The 15,447-nt window shown below is 40.2% G+C and carries 14 protein-coding genes and 4 pseudogenes; 16 read left to right on the top strand and 2 right to left on the bottom strand.

Translation table 11 applies throughout. The features are described 5' to 3' along the window. The first annotated feature begins 51 nt into the window (after window positions 1-51). The 5 genes and pseudogenes from AB4Z30_RS28740 (at window position 52) to AB4Z30_RS28720 (ending at window position 2,216) form a co-directional block, all read left to right on the top strand. Window positions 52-375: a putative quinol monooxygenase gene (locus AB4Z30_RS28740; protein ID WP_441931054.1), complete on the top strand. Its 324-nt coding sequence runs from the start codon at window positions 52-54 to the stop codon at window positions 373-375. Between the two features lie 252 nt (window positions 376-627). Beyond that, window positions 628-765, top strand: coding sequence for a paeninodin family lasso peptide (locus AB4Z30_RS28735; protein WP_441931053.1), 138 nt, complete (start codon window positions 628-630; stop codon window positions 763-765). Window positions 766-956: 191 nt separating this feature from the next. Then, a pseudogene (locus tag AB4Z30_RS28730) lies at window positions 957-1,443 on the top strand (response regulator transcription factor); the annotation flags it as partial. A gap of 126 nt (window positions 1,444-1,569) precedes the next feature. After that, complete coding sequence (locus AB4Z30_RS28725) at window positions 1,570-1,716, top strand: hypothetical protein (protein ID WP_441931052.1); 147 nt, start codon at window positions 1,570-1,572, stop codon at window positions 1,714-1,716. Window positions 1,717-1,724: 8 nt separating this feature from the next. Further along, entirely contained in the window at window positions 1,725-2,216 is a 492-nt protein-coding gene (locus AB4Z30_RS28720) for a sensor histidine kinase (RefSeq protein WP_441931051.1), read from the top strand. 253 nt (window positions 2,217-2,469) lie between these two features. On the opposite strand, the gene AB4Z30_RS28715 is transcribed toward AB4Z30_RS28720, so the two are convergent. Both AB4Z30_RS28715 and AB4Z30_RS28710 read right to left on the bottom strand, forming a co-directional pair. Next, the gene (locus AB4Z30_RS28715; RefSeq protein WP_441931050.1) at window positions 2,470-3,129 is read right to left on the bottom strand and encodes a YczE/YyaS/YitT family protein; all 660 of its coding nucleotides are present in this window, start codon (window positions 3,127-3,129) and stop codon (window positions 2,470-2,472) included. After that, a complete protein-coding gene (locus AB4Z30_RS28710; protein WP_441931049.1) occupies window positions 3,126-3,566 on the bottom strand; it encodes a GNAT family N-acetyltransferase in 441 nt (146 codons plus the stop codon). The genes AB4Z30_RS28715 and AB4Z30_RS28710 overlap by 4 nt, the downstream gene beginning before the upstream one ends. Before the next feature lie 923 nt (window positions 3,567-4,489). Between AB4Z30_RS28710 and AB4Z30_RS28705 the strand changes: the two genes are divergently transcribed. From AB4Z30_RS28705 to AB4Z30_RS28655, 11 genes and pseudogenes are all read left to right on the top strand, one after another. Further along, window positions 4,490-5,002: an RNA polymerase sigma factor gene (locus AB4Z30_RS28705; protein WP_441931048.1), complete on the top strand. Its 513-nt coding sequence runs from the start codon at window positions 4,490-4,492 to the stop codon at window positions 5,000-5,002. Beyond that, window positions 5,002-5,886: a DUF3298 domain-containing protein gene (locus AB4Z30_RS28700; RefSeq protein ID WP_441931047.1), complete on the top strand. Its 885-nt coding sequence runs from the start codon at window positions 5,002-5,004 to the stop codon at window positions 5,884-5,886. Before AB4Z30_RS28705 ends, AB4Z30_RS28700 begins: the two co-directional genes overlap by 1 nt. Before the next feature lie 45 nt (window positions 5,887-5,931). Further along, on the top strand, window positions 5,932-7,050 hold the full coding sequence (locus AB4Z30_RS28695) for a stalk domain-containing protein (protein WP_441931046.1): 1,119 nt from the start codon (window positions 5,932-5,934) through the stop codon (window positions 7,048-7,050). A gap of 309 nt (window positions 7,051-7,359) precedes the next feature. After that, window positions 7,360-8,253: a polysaccharide deacetylase family protein gene (locus AB4Z30_RS28690; RefSeq protein WP_441931045.1), complete on the top strand. Its 894-nt coding sequence runs from the start codon at window positions 7,360-7,362 to the stop codon at window positions 8,251-8,253. A 35-nt stretch (window positions 8,254-8,288) separates the two neighbouring features. Further along, window positions 8,289-8,708 (top strand): annotated as a pseudogene (locus tag AB4Z30_RS28685) (YkyA family protein); the annotation flags it as partial. Between the two features lie 368 nt (window positions 8,709-9,076). Then, entirely contained in the window at window positions 9,077-9,223 is a 147-nt protein-coding gene (locus AB4Z30_RS28680) for a paeninodin family lasso peptide (RefSeq protein WP_441931044.1), read from the top strand. A gap of 344 nt (window positions 9,224-9,567) precedes the next feature. Continuing rightward, window positions 9,568-9,705, top strand: a complete 138-nt coding sequence (locus AB4Z30_RS28675) for a paeninodin family lasso peptide (protein WP_106427116.1) — start codon at window positions 9,568-9,570, stop codon at window positions 9,703-9,705. A 555-nt stretch (window positions 9,706-10,260) separates the two neighbouring features. Further along, a complete protein-coding gene (locus AB4Z30_RS28670; RefSeq protein WP_441931043.1) occupies window positions 10,261-11,097 on the top strand; it encodes a class I SAM-dependent methyltransferase in 837 nt (278 codons plus the stop codon). Window positions 11,098-11,358: 261 nt separating this feature from the next. Next, window positions 11,359-11,670, top strand: a pseudogene (locus AB4Z30_RS28665) (L-dopachrome tautomerase-related protein); the annotation flags it as partial. 270 nt (window positions 11,671-11,940) lie between these two features. Beyond that, entirely contained in the window at window positions 11,941-14,238 is a 2,298-nt protein-coding gene (locus tag AB4Z30_RS28660) for a PAS domain S-box protein (RefSeq protein ID WP_441931042.1), read from the top strand. A 949-nt stretch (window positions 14,239-15,187) separates the two neighbouring features. Next, window positions 15,188-15,447: pseudogene (locus AB4Z30_RS28655) on the top strand (ABC transporter substrate-binding protein); the annotation flags it as partial.

The following is a 15,447-nucleotide window of genomic DNA, read 5'->3' as shown; positions in this document are numbered from 1 at the left end:
GTACATAATAAACTTGTGACCAGAAAGAAAATTAAAAAGGAGTGTTTGGTGATGTCAACAAACAAAAATCAAATCATTCTTAATATTCGTTTTAAAATAAAGCCTGGTAAGAAAGAATCATTCCGCGAAAGCCTATTTTCAATGATTAGCAACTTCAAAAACGAAGCTTCTTTCGTTAGTGCGATTGTCTCCGATGATCTTGTCATCTATGAGATCTGGCAAGGTACAAAAGAAAGTTGGATTCAACACGAACTAAATAAACCTTATCGTGCTGAGTATGAAGGTTCACTTGCCAAACTTATAGATGATAGAATCGTAAGCTGGCTTGAACCAGTCAGTGAATGGGGGAGTACATTGACGAATGTAAGAAGGTGAGTTTTTTTAGGGTATTTTTAATAACATAAATATATCTAAAAAAAGGCATACCATTCTTCATATAATTTAGTAGCGATACAGGGAAAAACTTAACCCAGAGAAGGGCGTGTATTAGTTGTTTACTTAGATACGTATCGTATCTTATAATTTCCATAAGGATACATATAGTATCTTTAAAAAGTTTTGTATCGGCAATTAATGTAAGGTTGCTCGCATCTTGATTTCAGTTTTTGTAGAAAGGAGGGACGACTGATGGAAACAAAAAAAGCGCCTTGGGAGGCACCGAAATTAGAGGTGCTGGATGTTCAACAAACGATGGCTGGCCATGGGTACAGGCAAATTGATTGGGTCTCTGAACACGATGCAGAACTATATGATCCACAGTCCTAATGATTATGTTTCAAATTATTAAAATCGTATTCTTGCTCAAAAGGTCGCCTGTGGGCGGCTTTTTTATTTTATCGGTATAAGTTCGTGCCCCGATCCAAGGACAATAACAGTCACATAAATTGGGGATAATACCACCATTTCCTTTTTCCAAAAGTAATTCGAATCATTGATTTTAATCAATTAGTGGTGAAGTGCCGATATTCTTTCTATCGGCCAAAACTGAGGAAATTGACAAGATCCTCGGTTTCGCAATCGGCGGTGATGATTACATTACCAAACCGTTCAGTCCGAAGGAAGTAGCTTACCGGATCAAAGCCCGTTTCAGAAGAACGGAGGCAGCTATAGAGCAGGAAAAGAAAGAGCATACGCTGAAAGCCGGCCCATTCGAGCTTGACGAACATAAGCTGGAACTGAAAAAAAAACGGTAAAATGATCGAACTCAAACCGAAAGAGCTAGGTCTCATTAGCTATTTCCTGAAGCACCAGAACCGGATTATAAGCAAGGAAAGCCTGTACGACCAGATGTGGGGGGAGGATTCCTTCGGTTATGACAACACGGTTATGGTCCATATTCGTCGGCTTAGAGAAAAGATTGAGGAGAATCCCTCAAGTCCGCAATTTCTGGTGACCGTTAAGGGTCTGGGATATAAGTTTGTCGTAGAGGAACTAGGGCAATGAGCCTGGATTCAAGTTCTGGACGAAAATGGAAATCAGAGCTACGGATTTCGTGTGCCATATGAGGCTAAATCCAAATATACGCCGATGGATATCGTTCAGACATATAAGTATAGGGAAAAAGAATTGATGTCAACCGTATTTATCGGGGAAAAGCTGGGAAACGGGGAACGCTACAGCTATTTGATCGGCTTTCAGAACCTTGATCTGCAGCGAAATATCCTTACCTATGATATTCGGGAGGTCGGACACTTTCTTCAAATCGGGGAGAAGTGATTGAAGACTTGAATCTTTCCACACGCTTAAGAAATAAAGGGTTATCACTCAATCTGAAGAGCGTAAACCTGGTCAGTCTCGTCCGGAATACGGTCATTGATACGTTAAATGAAACACAGTACGGCAGTCGAAATATCAGTTTCCGACACAGTGACGATACCATTCTCAAAGATGTTGACGAAATCCTGATACGCCGAGCGGTCACCAATTTGATCTACAATACGGTGGTCCATAACTCCGAGAATGTTTCTATCGTTGTATGTGTCGAAAAAAAAGGGGAATCGGTTCAAATTGTAGTGGAGGATCACGGCAGCGGAATCCGGAAAGAGGAGCTGGAACGGATTTTTGATCGGTATTACCGAGGGGCCCATACGGGAGGTTTACACAAAGGCTCTAGTCTCGGAATGGCCATCGCCAACGATATCGTAAAAGCTCATGATGGGAAGATTCAAGTGATAAGCGAGGTTGATATTGGAACGAGAATCGAAATTTTACTTTAGAGGTGAATAGAAGGGTCTCAGAAATAAAATAGCGCTTATTTCAATAATCTCTTAAGACCCTTATCAACGGACAGCAAATGTGGAAATGTTAATTTATAAAAATAAGGGGAGCAGTTGACCATTAAGGTCGGCTGCTTTTTTTAGTTAACGGGCAAATTAGTTTAAAGCTGACGATTAATATTTATTAATATTACTGGAAAACAAGTGTCGAGGGACAAGAACTTGTACCGATTGCCTAAATGGACACTAACTTCTAAGCGGAATAGTTTCCATCGACCTCATGACTTCCTGGTTCTGTTGAACTTAATTTTTCTATCATCTTTCCAATACATGCCATAAAAACATTTAAAATGGCCCCACTAAAGCAGACAGCCAGCGCAGTTCCTATACCTATGGGTCCATTAAAAACGAATGCCATGAACAGGAGTACAACGTTAATCAGAGTTCTCGCAAAAAATATATTCGTTCGAGTTATTTTTCTTAGGGAGAGTGTTAACCGATCGATCGGAATCGGTGCAAAATTAGTCTGTAGATACATAGCGGTTCCTATTCCTGCAACAACCAAACCGCAGCCGAAACACAAAAATTTGAAAAACAATAGATCAGGTACCAGCCAATTCCGTAACAATAACAGCCAGAAATCAATACAAATGCCTGTTATAAGGGCAGTTACTAAGCCCAAATATTCAGGTTTCTGTTTTTGTAGCAACGAATTTAAACAGATCACAACTAGCGCCAGGATAATCTCCCAGCTACCAACAGTTAAACCTACGTTTAGAGACAATCCGACCAGAAGAGCATCGAATGGAGAGCTACCGAGCTCTGATTGTATGGTCAACGTAATGCCAAGTGTTAGGATCAAGATACCTATTGCATAAATTAAGTATTGATTTACACGTGATAAAGGCATCATTTCGATAATAAATCTTTTACCATCAGATAATGTGGAATTCCATCTTCCATAAATACATCGGAAGTAGTCTGGTATCCTAGCTTGTGATAAAATCCCTCTGCATGTGTCTGTCCGTGTAATTTAACTTTGGATATTCCTTTGTTTTCTGCAATTTCTTCCAGTGATGTAACGATTAATTTACCGAGACCATATTGACGATAAGGCTTTAAGATACATATTCGATCTAATTTACCTACGCCATCTCGAATAATAATTCTGCCTGTTCCGGCGGGGAGTTCGTTAAAATAGACCAGGATGTGCTCACACTGCCTATCTAAATTATCATAATCATCAAACTCATCTTCAAGTGGTACATTTTGTTCTTTCACAAACACTTCTTCTCTTATTTGAAAAGCGATGTTGAGCCCCTCAATGGAGTCTATTTTTTTTGATTTCATTTCTTACAATCCTTTCAAAAATTCATTTTGTAATTCAAAACAATTAACATACGTTTAGAATGATTATAAATGATAATATTTTTGTTGTAAATACAACAAAATAGAGAGGGGTTGAAGGACTACAATTACGATCTATTTATACATACAGCAAGATTTCTTTTTAATCTCTGATTCATCTAAGAAATGATTTCTAATTTTTGAAAACTGATTGACCTGGATTAAACGAATATTGTTTCTTAATTTCCGAATTTATAGATTTCAAATGAGAAAGGAGGGTAAATTTGTTGAGCCCTTGTCAATTTCATCATTTGAAAAAGTGTTTAGCAATGCAACGATGTCGAGGAACAAGAACATATTCCCATTGAAGTCGCTATTTAGCGGATTTTTTATGTTATCGGTACAAATTATTGTCCCAAGCTATGGAAAAGAACTTGTTCCATTACCTATTAGGTGGATGCCAATTTGATTTTACAGCTTTCTAATATTCTAATATGGGGAGGAGATTTCCGATACATGCTATTAATGAGGTGAATAAGACCAACATGATCTAAGTTAGGGATACTTGGTATCGTCTTGAAGAGATTGCATAGATGAAATAAAGTATATTTCTGAAACCAGCTGATGATTTAAGTCCCAAAGGAAATAGTATTTTTGCTAAAAAGTTTGTTTGGCTTCGGCGGGCATAATTCCGCAATCCATATCCGAAGATATAAAAGTGAATAGAAATTAGCTCAGGACCCTGGTGAAGCTGGGGTCTTTTAGTTGTTGAACCGCTTGGTTGGCCCACAATATCGCAGACAAAATAACAGCGACTGAATTTTTTTATTACAAATCAAACTTTTTGAATAACTCGCCCGTCTTGCTTCCGTAAGGCAATTGCAATTGATGGTTACCCGCGCGGGCCCAAAGGAGTGTCTGATTAGATGAGAGTCAGTCGGAAGCTGGAAAAGCTTCTAATCCAATGCATCACCGAAAACCAAGAAAGGGCGTATCGACTGGCTTACAGCTATGTCCGCAACAAAGAGGATGCCCTCGACATCGTACAAGATGCCATCCACAAAGCATTCATGTCCATTGAAAACCTAAAGAATACGGGCTCATTAAAAAGCTGGTTTTTTCGGATCATCGTGACTACGTCCCTGGATTTCATACGAAAACAGAAAAAAGTCCAACTCATGGACGAAGAAAAACTGGAGTTTGTGCTTCCAAGCAGCCAAGATCATTATGCCGATCTGGATCTGGCAAGATCACTGGATGAGCTGCCGGACAAATACCGGATTTTGATTATCCTCCGCTTTTTTGAAGATATGAAGATCGAAGAAATTTCCGAAGTGCTTAACGAGAATCTCAATACCGTGAAAACAAGGCTCTATCAAGGACTGCAGAAGCTTCGGGTGAACATGAGCGAGGAAGATCAAGAGGAGGAGAGACGATAATGGATGATAAGCTGAATAGAATGAAGCAGAAGTATGAGTCCATTCCTATTCCCGATGAATTAAATGAGATGGTAAACAGAACGATCGCATCCCGTCGAAAAAAAAATAAGGCCCTGCCCTGGCTCGTAAGCGCTGCAGCTGCCTGCATCCTGCTGTCTGTCAGCGTAAACGCCAGCCCGGCCTTCGCCAAGGCGCTGTCTGAAGTGCCGGTGCTCGGGCAGATTGTCAAGGTGATCACCATTCGGGAATATGTCGAACAGAACGAGGACACCGATATAAATCTTAAAACACCCGGTATTGTCGGCACCGGCGATCCTGAACTGGAACAGTCCTTAAATAACAAATATGTGGAAGAAAACAAGAAGCTGTACGAGGGCTTCAAGAATGAAGTGGCCCAGCTAGAAAAAGGTGGGAAAGGCCATCTCGGGCTGGAAAGCGGCTATGAAGTCGTCACCGATACGGTTCGGCTGCTGACCCTTTCTCGTTATGTCGTTGAATCAGCCGGTTCCTCCGCTGAATCCCGCAAATACGATACCATCGATAAAGTGAACCATATCGTCATCACGCTGCCGAGCCTCTTCAGCGATGACCGCTATATTCGAGTGATCAGCGACAATATTAAAGAGCAAATGCGTAAGCAGATGAAGGATGACCCAAGCAAGGTTTACTGGGTTCAGCAGCCGGGGACCGAGGCGGATATACCGGAAGATGATCTGTTCCACAGCATCGTGAAGGACCAGAATTTCTACATTAATCAGGACGGCAAGCTGGTCATCAGCTTCGATGAATATGACGTAGCGCCTGGCTCCATGGGCATTGTTGAGTTTACGATTCCGACGGAGGCGATTCAGGAATTGCTCGTCAGCAACAAGTATGTTCAATAACTACTGTACGACTAAATCTTTTTAAATCACTAGGAGGTAATTACAATGAAAACGATACAATATACAACAAAATGGACTAAAACCCTAGCCGCAGCCGGCTTGGCAGGCATTCTGATGGTGTCCGCTTCCGGTCTCTCTTCCGCACATGTCCATGCACAGGTTCAATCCGCTTCCGGCAGCGGACAGAACATGGCTCCCACGCTTTCCACGAAGATGGTGACAAGCAAGAAACTCCAATCATCTGAGAAATGGCTGAAGGCAGATGTCACCATTCCCGTATTCCAAGGACTCGCAGACACCAAATATCAGAATCAGCTGAATGATATCATTGAATCCCATGCCTCCAAGGAGCTTGCAAAATGGGAAAAAGCCGCCGCTGAGGCAGCCACCTTGGCCAAAAAGAATGGCTACATCATGCATCCATACCAGCTGTTGATCCAATATGAGCTGACATCGAATGGCTCTGACAACGGCCTGGTCTCCCTTAAAATCACCACGGAGGGGACCGGCATGAACAATCCGGAAACACTTGTCGACACGTATAATTTCACGAATGAAACCGAGGCGAAGCGCGTAAAGCTTGAAGACCTGTACGGCTGTAAGTACGCATCCATTCTCGATGCGCATATTAAATCCGCAATCGCTGCAGACCAAGAGCTCTATTCTAAAGGAGAGAACAGGTTTCAGGGCATAGACCCCGAGCAGAGCTTTTACGTGAAGGACGGCCATGCATACATCGTGTTCCAAAAATACAGCATCGCTCCGGGATCGACCGGCACGCCTGAATTTGCCGTGAAGCTCCCGGACCAGAGAGACTTACACGGAGTTGTCCAAGCGATCATTCCTTCCAGCAAGCATTACATCGGCAAAGACGGTAAGCTAATGGTGCCTTTAGCCAGCGTGCTGCGCCAGCTGAATTTCGACGTTACCTGGAATGGCAAAAGCAAAACCGCCGACATTTCCAAAGGAGCCCTCTGGAGCTCCATCAGCTTGAACAAGGACAGCTATTTTCTTGGAAAAAAAGCTCCCCGCAAGCTCGGGGCGGTACCGGAAATGAAAAATGGATACGTGCACGTGCCGCTGGAATTCCTGTCCGATATTCTGAATTTGAAGGTCATCCAAGACAAGCAGGGTCAGATCACGATCTCCCACGCAGAAAATTAAAAAACGCGCTTTCCTCCTTTTCTGTCCGCCCTCATATTCGATTACAGCAAAGACCGTCCGCAAGAATTTGCGCCAGCGGTCTTTTTTTCTTGTTGGGAGGCTTGTGACCCGTCCAATCACAGATAAGATCACAGTGGTTGAAATTTCTAATTGAAAAATCAAACTTTTCGAACAACTCGCCCGTCTTGTTCCCGTAAGGCAATTGCAATTGAAGGTTACCCGCGAACTTTTCTATTAATCTGTATATAAGAACGAGTTCAAAGATTAATAGTTAGCATAAATAACGAGATGATAGGACGTGGACAGGTATTGAAATCACATCATGAATCAACAAATGTGTACGGAAGTGCAATTCGCGGTGGAAGTCGCAAAAGAAGAAGGAAAATTCGTTATGGAAAGTTAAGTTTGGTACTTATGGGTTTGATTTTCCTTGTCATGGGGATTACGCATGCATTCAGCGGTATGACAGATTGGATAAAGACGATGGTTGTACCTCCGCCCATTTCTATTATTAAAGAGCCTGTTCAATTAGGGCTCATTCAGGGTTCGCCAGGCTCTAAAGAGCAGCCGACGAGATTTTTGGGTCAAATCAGCAAAGTAGCGTATATTACCTTTGATGATGGCCCTAGCAAATATACCGGACAGTTGCTAGACATTATGAACCAGTATGATGCTAAAGCTACTTTTTTTATGGTTGGAGAGAATCTGGATCACTACCCGGAAGCGGTGAAACGTTTAGTGAAAGAAGGCAGTTATCCCGGACTGCATAGTATGACACATAGTTATAAAAAGTTATATAAGAGCGGAAGCTCAGACAACTTTTTGAATGAGTTTAAAGAAGTACAAAATAAGATCAAGGCTTTGATTGGATATACGCCACATCTGATACGTGCACCTTATGGAAGCAGTCCACAGATTGGTGAGGCTTTTAGAGGGGATATCGCGGCAGCAGGTTTCAAAATGTGGGACTGGACAACAGACTCACTTGACTGGAGCCTTCCCGGCCAGCCCGATAAAATTATATCTCGGATACATAGAGGCGTACACCGAGATATAGAAGTTATTCTGATGCATGAACGGAAACAGACAGTAGAAGCTCTGCCACAAATTTTAAAGCTGCTGAGAGCAAAAGGCTATGAGTTTGAGGTTTACAATCCGAATGAGCATATGGTTGTTAATTTCAGCCACGATACTCGCTTGTAATTTAACTTAGATAAACTAACAGTAATGTTACAGGGTTCCTGGAGCAGGCGGAGACTCATATTCAATCACGAAGAACTATTCTTGAACAATTAGAAAGAGCTAATCTGAAGGCAGCTGAACAAGCAAAATCACTTCAACAATCACTGCTAAAACTTTCTTTTGAAAAAGAAGAAACACTTTCTCTCGCGGAAAAATCTCTCGAACAATATGAGTCAAGAAACCAAACACTTCAGATGTTTATTGAAGCTTACGAACGGGGTTTGGATGCTGAAGAGCAAGTGTACGGATCCATTAGAGGGCGTACTAAAACGGATATTAAAGAAATCAAACTTGCTATTAAAAATCGAAATGCGCTATATGACAAATTGAGTGAAATTCAAGAAAAGTTCAACTTACTGACCCAGACATTTAACAGTACTCAAGAGCAGCTTATTAAGCTATGCCAAGAAAGATGAGCGAATCTAAGATCAGCAACCCCTGTGCTAGATCATGAACCGATGGGTACAAGTTTGTGTTCCCAGCCAAGGACAAGAACTTTTACCGATTGCCGGAATGGACATGACATAGTCCGATTAACGATTAGATATGTGTCAAAATGAAAAAGCTAGCTAGAGGCGAGCGAGCGTTAACTTGGGTCAGTAGCGCTGCAGGGAAATACTTAACCCAGAGAAAGAGATGAATTAGGTTGTTTACTTAGATACGTATTGTATCTTATAATCTCCATTGAGATACATTAAGTATCCAAAAAAAGTTTGTTTCACGCAAGTAATGTAAGGGTACTCGCATCTTGGTTCCAGTTTTTGTAGAAAGGAGGGGACGACCGATGGAAACGAAAAAAGCGCCTTGGCAGACACCGAAATTAGAGGTTCTGGATGTGCGGCAGCAAACGATGGCTGGACGTGGATACAAGCAAATTGATTGGATCTCCGAACATGATGCAGACCTATATAATCCAGCGTCCTCAAGTTGAAAAGCGTATTCTTGTTCAAAAGGTCGCCTGTGGGCGGCTTTTTTATTTTATCGGCACAAGTTAGTGTCAAGAGCCAAGGATAAGAACATAGTCCGAATACCAATTAGATATGTGTCAAATAAAACACTATTATAGAGGCGAGTGAGCTTTGACTTGGGTCAGTTAGTGCTAAAGGGAAATACTTAACCCATAGAAAGGGATGAAAAAGTTGTTTACTTAGATACGTATTGTGTCTTATAATTTTCACAATGATACATATTGTATCTTAAAAGGTTTGTATCGCGCAAGTAATGTAAGGGTGCTCGCATCTTGGTTCCAGTTTTTGTAGAAAGGAGGGACGACCGATGGAAACAAAAAAAACGCCTTGGCAGGCACCGGAATTAGAGGTGCTGGATGTGCAGCAAACGATGGCTGGCTATGGATTCAGACAAATTGATTGGATCGAAGAACATGATGCAGACCTATATGATCCATCGTCATGATGATCACACATCAATTTAAAATCGTATTTTTGCTCAAAAGGTCGCCTGTGGGCGGCTTTTTCGATGCTAAGATGAGGGACAAGAATATGTTTTAATTTCCTATTAGATAAATATCTAAGTGTATAAGTAAGTCTAATGAAGATGTTTTCTTAATAATATTTGTTCGAATACGTTACGAAATTCAGCCTCCACAAAAAAATTCTCCAAAAAGAGGCTTATACAGACAGTTCATATATATAACGGATCTTCTTCCTTCAAATCCAGTGGTTGAAACACTTGTGATACACCAGAGGGTATGACAAAAAAGTCGCCTGTGGAAACCAAAATATATTAGTCCCCAATCTGATGAAGCCCTTCTCCTTCATATACATAAGCAATTTCAACAAAATCATGGTGATGCATCATCGTAAACGCTCCGTAAGTCATTGGGTAGGAAGCATTGCTTACGGACAGTATGTCTGTATTTTTTGGAGCATTCAACTATATATTAGATTCATTTGTTATGTTATACAGGTTCTACACCATTTATAGCGTTGTGAGAGGGGAGTGATCATTTTGAATACTTCTAAACAAATGATGCCTCATAATTCCAATGATCGTTTTAGTAAACTTGGAATTTATAGCGTCCAAAGTGTCTTTATTATTCTGTTCTTGCTGTTAACCCCTATCTACTATTTGAACAAATGGGATTTTAAACGTCACAAAAAGCAGAAACCTTTCTACACCAGTAAATTGGTTCGATTGCAAGAGCGTTATCCGATTTTCTACGAATTGGCCATGTACGTTCAAAATTTCCCCATTCCTCGTAATGTCTACAAAGTTTTACCCCCTTTAAAGGGCGATGTTCTTCAGGTGGGCTGTGGTACAGGTTTATTGAACAAGTATCTTCGCAAGCAAAAGGATGTTCGTTTTCTCAACATGGATCCGAATTTAAATGCTTTAAAACTTGGAAAGAAGTGGGGAAGGTTTGATTCTTATATCCATGCTTTCATTGATAAGCCGACTTCTTTACCTGATCATAGCTGCGATATGATTTTGTTTGCAAGAAGCTTTCATCACATTCGCTATCACAAAAAAGCCTTCATAGAGAGCTGCAGACTGTTACGTGACGGTGGATCTATCATTATTGCGGATCCGGTTGTTCTCAAGTCTCTTTCAGGTTCTGTAACGGACGGTGGTTATATGGCGAACTCTTCGATTGATGGTGTAATTTGGAGATTTACCAAAGAAACATTAATTACTCACATAGAGCGCTGTCTTCCTCCTGAATTAAAGATTGAATCCGTAACCGAAACGAGACAAGTGCATGTAACGAATTATAATTTATTTGTACCTCAGACAGATATCGTAGTGATACTGCGAAAAAGGGAGGCTGAATACAATGACAACTAAATTTATTGATGGTGTTCGAAATCTGCAGCATTATTCAATGTTTATCCGTTGCTCAGCCAGAAACATGTCTTGCGGATAATATAGCTAAAGATACCTCTCCACAGAGGTGCCTTTTTTGTTTATGATAACCTCCAGCCACTAAATAATGATTTTGAAATATAACAACTAGTTCAGATTTAATTATTCGATCTTAATATCTAGTTATTTTCCGAACTAGTTACGGTAGAGGACTGGAACATTGGAAACGAAGCAAACTATGGTCAGTATTGGGGAGAGAAGGGTGCATCGGATGGGATGATCACGGATGCACAAGGAAACATTTATGCTGGAGATTATGAAAACGATAGTATTCGAAAGATATTTCCAAACGGAACCATGGAAACGATCGCCCATGATCCCCGACTTTTATGGCCAGATACGTTTTCTATTGGTCCGGATCAATATTTATATGTAATTGTGAACCAATTACATAGACAGGCAAGATTTCATTATGGAAAAGAACTGAGAAGAAAACCGTATAGTTTACTCCGTATGAGAATTGATGAATTACCTGCATCTACCTTTGGCAAATAGAACCTTTTTCTTAAAAGTAACTATAGTATAAAAAATAAAGAATAAAAACCAAAAGAAGCAGTGGATGATTTCTTACCCTAATCACAGCTGCTTTTATTTGTTGTAACTATAACAGAATTATATATGAACCTATACTTTTTGTGGTAAATTTGAAGAGTATAATATAGTCAAATATTTTAAAAACGAGTGATCAAGTGTTCTACGATTTACAAGGAATCTTTTTAAAAAATGATTCTATATCATAAAATGAAGTGTAGGGGAGAGCTCTCAATGCAGGTTCAGCAGGTTAATCATCATGAATGCTTCGAGCAAATATACAATCAAACACCGATTGGAGTTGCTCTGATATCTCCGGAAGGAAATTGGCTGAAAGTGAATCCTGCTTTTTGCCGTATGACCGGTTTCACTTGTGAAGAACTGATGGAGCTCCGCTGCCAGGATTTAACGCATCCGGAAGATTCCACGAAGGATCATGTTGAAGAAGCTGGAATTTTTGATAACAAAGTAAAAGAAAATATATATGAAAGGCGTTGCATTAAAAAAAATGGCGAAGAATTATGGTGTTCATTTCATGTAACTCCAGTCAGTGATGAAACAGCTTCTGGACCCCATTACTTCATTTGCTTTATTGTAGATATCACTGATCGTATCCGATCTGGACGGAAACTTTCGCACCGTGAAGGCATTAGCAGAAATGCCGAACGATTGGCGAAGATTGGAACATGGAAATGGGATGTCGTTCATGATCAGATCACCATTTCTGAACAGGTATTGGAAATCTTTGAACTTGACCGCACAAACCAATATTATTGCGCTAGAGATATCTATAAGGTAATGAGTACTGCAGATGCAGCATCTTTGCGAGAAAAAATAGGAGACACAGATCAAAGAAATCCATTTGTTTTTGAATTTAAATGCGCTCGGTCCAATGGTAGAGAAAAATATATTCAATTACGTGGGTTGATCATTGATGACGAACATCAACAGCCCATAGAGTTAAACGGTGTACTTCAGGACATTACCGAACAGAAACAGATCGAATTCAGGCTTCAAGAAACTATTGAACGTTATACCTCGCTCAAAAAGTATAATCACGATGCGATTATTTCATTCGACATGAATGGAAACATTATTAATGCTAATCCTGCAGCAGTAAAAATGACAGGTTATGTAGTAAACGAGATGGTTGGGAAAAGTATAGGAAGATTTATCGGAGTTAGTAATCTAGGCCTCATTCTACGGAGTCACTATGGCTTGGCTGAGAAGAAAATGAATACTGTTTTGCACAGGGACGGCCGTGAAACGGAAGTATTGGCAACACTTGCTCCAATTATTATTAACAATGTCAATGTCGGTTACTATTTAATCGCCAAGGACATTACAGAACAGAAAAAGCTTCTCATTGCCAAAGAAACAGCTGAAAGGATGAATCAGGCGAAAAGTGATTTTTTGGCGATGATGAGCCATGAAATACGAACACCTATGAATGGTGTAATCGGAATGACAGATCTTCTTCTAGATACTCCAGGACTGAGCGGGGAGCAAAAGGAATATATTCAGATTATCCAAAAGAGTGGTGACTCCCTGCTTACTATTATCAATGATATCCTTGATTTTTCTAAGATCGAGTCTGGGAAAACCGATTTAGCCGTTGATCCTTTTGATCTTGAGGAAATCGTGACAGAAACGGTGCAAATCGTAAAACCTTTGATCCGTGAAAAGAAGTTAGATATTCGGATTTATTTGGATGAGGCACTTCCCATTCCGCTATATGGTGACGCCTCTCGCTTAAAACAAGTACTTACTAATATCATCGGTAATGCTGTGAAGTTTACTCTCGAAGGCAGCATAGAAATTGAAGTACTTGTTAAAGAACAGTGTGAGGAAAACGTGGTTCTCAAGTTTAAAGTCAAAGATACAGGTGTGGGGATTCCAGCAGAAAAAAGGCCGCAATTGTTTGAGCCATTTTACCAATTGGACAACTATATGACTCGCAAAACGCAAGGAACGGGATTGGGACTGGCTATCAGCAAAAAATTGATAGAACTTATGCATGGAGATATATGGATCGAGGATTCAGCTGAACCTGGCACAACGTTTACATTCACGGCATGCTTTAAAATGATCAATGAAGAAGCTGGCCAACGCTTAGAGTTCTCTGAGAATAATAACAAAGACACCCCTCTCCATATTCTGATTGCTGAGGATAATGAAATGAATCGGCTTGTCCTTAGTAAAATGATTGAAAAAAAGGGACACTTCGTAGATCATGTCGTGGACGGAAAAGAAGCTTTAGAGGCTGCTAAGAGAAATGCATACGATATTGTGTTTATGGATGTGCATATGCCTAAATTGAATGGGTTTGAAGTGACTCAAGCCATCAAAGAGAATGTATCATATGAAGATGGTCCATATATTGTTGCAGTGACTGCAAATGCTCTAAAAGGGGATAGGGAACGATGCCTGATGGCAGGCATGGATGATTACATTAGTAAACCCATCAAAAGCGAATCTATTTATCAAGTGATGGAGACATACTATAACAAGAAACAAAAGAATCATTCTTAAAGATGATAATGTTGATGTAGAGATGCGCAATGCATTAAATAACATGGTCTTATTGCGGACTAGTTTATTATTGCTAAATCGCAGGATGAGTCAACGAACCTATATCCGCTGACTCATCCATTTTTCTTCTGAAGGATGGATGAAATGTCGAGGTACAAGAACATGGTCCCATTGAGGTGTCGCTATTTTAGCGGCTTTTTTTGTTTTTAGGAACGAAAGTCTTGTCCCAAGCTGAGGACAATAACATTGTGTCATTTCGGATTAGGTAATTATCTAAATAATATTATGATGGAATCCTGTGGCGAGATAAAAGTTGATGAATTGAATATTTTGCTTGAGTAAGTTTTTTTGTATCATGAACTAACTTTTGAAAGATGTGGATTATCAAAAGATAGCAAATCGATATTTGAGTGAACATTCAGAAGACTGATAGCGGCGGATGTAAGGCGTGCTGTTTCTTCAGTCAAGGAGAAGGCTGCCGAAATTCCACTGTGGTTCTGCAAGAAGTTGCTTAAATAGTCCAATTCTTGCTCGATGCGTAGAATGTCGAGAGGGATGTGACACCACAAACTCTTGTCAATCGAGATGCCTTGATCTGTGTACGCCTGCTCGAAGCCGAGCGTGTGCCCTGATTTAATTTTCTGTATAATATTTTCTCAATTTGTTTGTAGAGCGCCAGCTTTTTCAAAGAGTAGCATCTCCCCATAAACTTTTTGATTTTATAATCAATTGGTTATATAAAGCTTATTTCATATATATATTAATACGGCATGTAAAGCGCTTACAATATGGATTCTAAGAAATTTTTGCGAAGGGGTCTTTTCTTTGAAAGGTTAGAATTATGTTAAGAATGGTGGTGCCAAGATGAATTGTAACCGCTTAAATTAACAGAACTAACTGGTCAGCCGACTTTTCAAATGCATAACAAAAAAGAGAGGATGACGAACAAATGAAAAAACGTAGTGCTTTAATCTCCATCGTTACACTCCTTATTATGTCACTTGTTTTTACTGCATGTGGTAATTCTTCTGGTTCAAAAACGGAAACAAAGCAATTAGGCGCTAATGCCGGTGAGAATGCAACAGAATTATCATTTTGGACATTCGTAGATTTGCATGGCAAGCATTTGGATAAAATGCTGGGGTTATGGAACCAACAGAACCCAGACAAACAGATTAAGTTAAATGTAACGGTTATGCCTTACGATGA

Origin of the sequence: Paenibacillus sp. 2TAF8 (assembly GCF_052114825.1) — a bacterium.
In the GTDB taxonomy this organism is placed as follows: domain Bacteria; phylum Bacillota; class Bacilli; order Paenibacillales; family Paenibacillaceae; genus Paenibacillus.
This window is presented reverse-complemented; position numbering and strand designations above follow the sequence as displayed.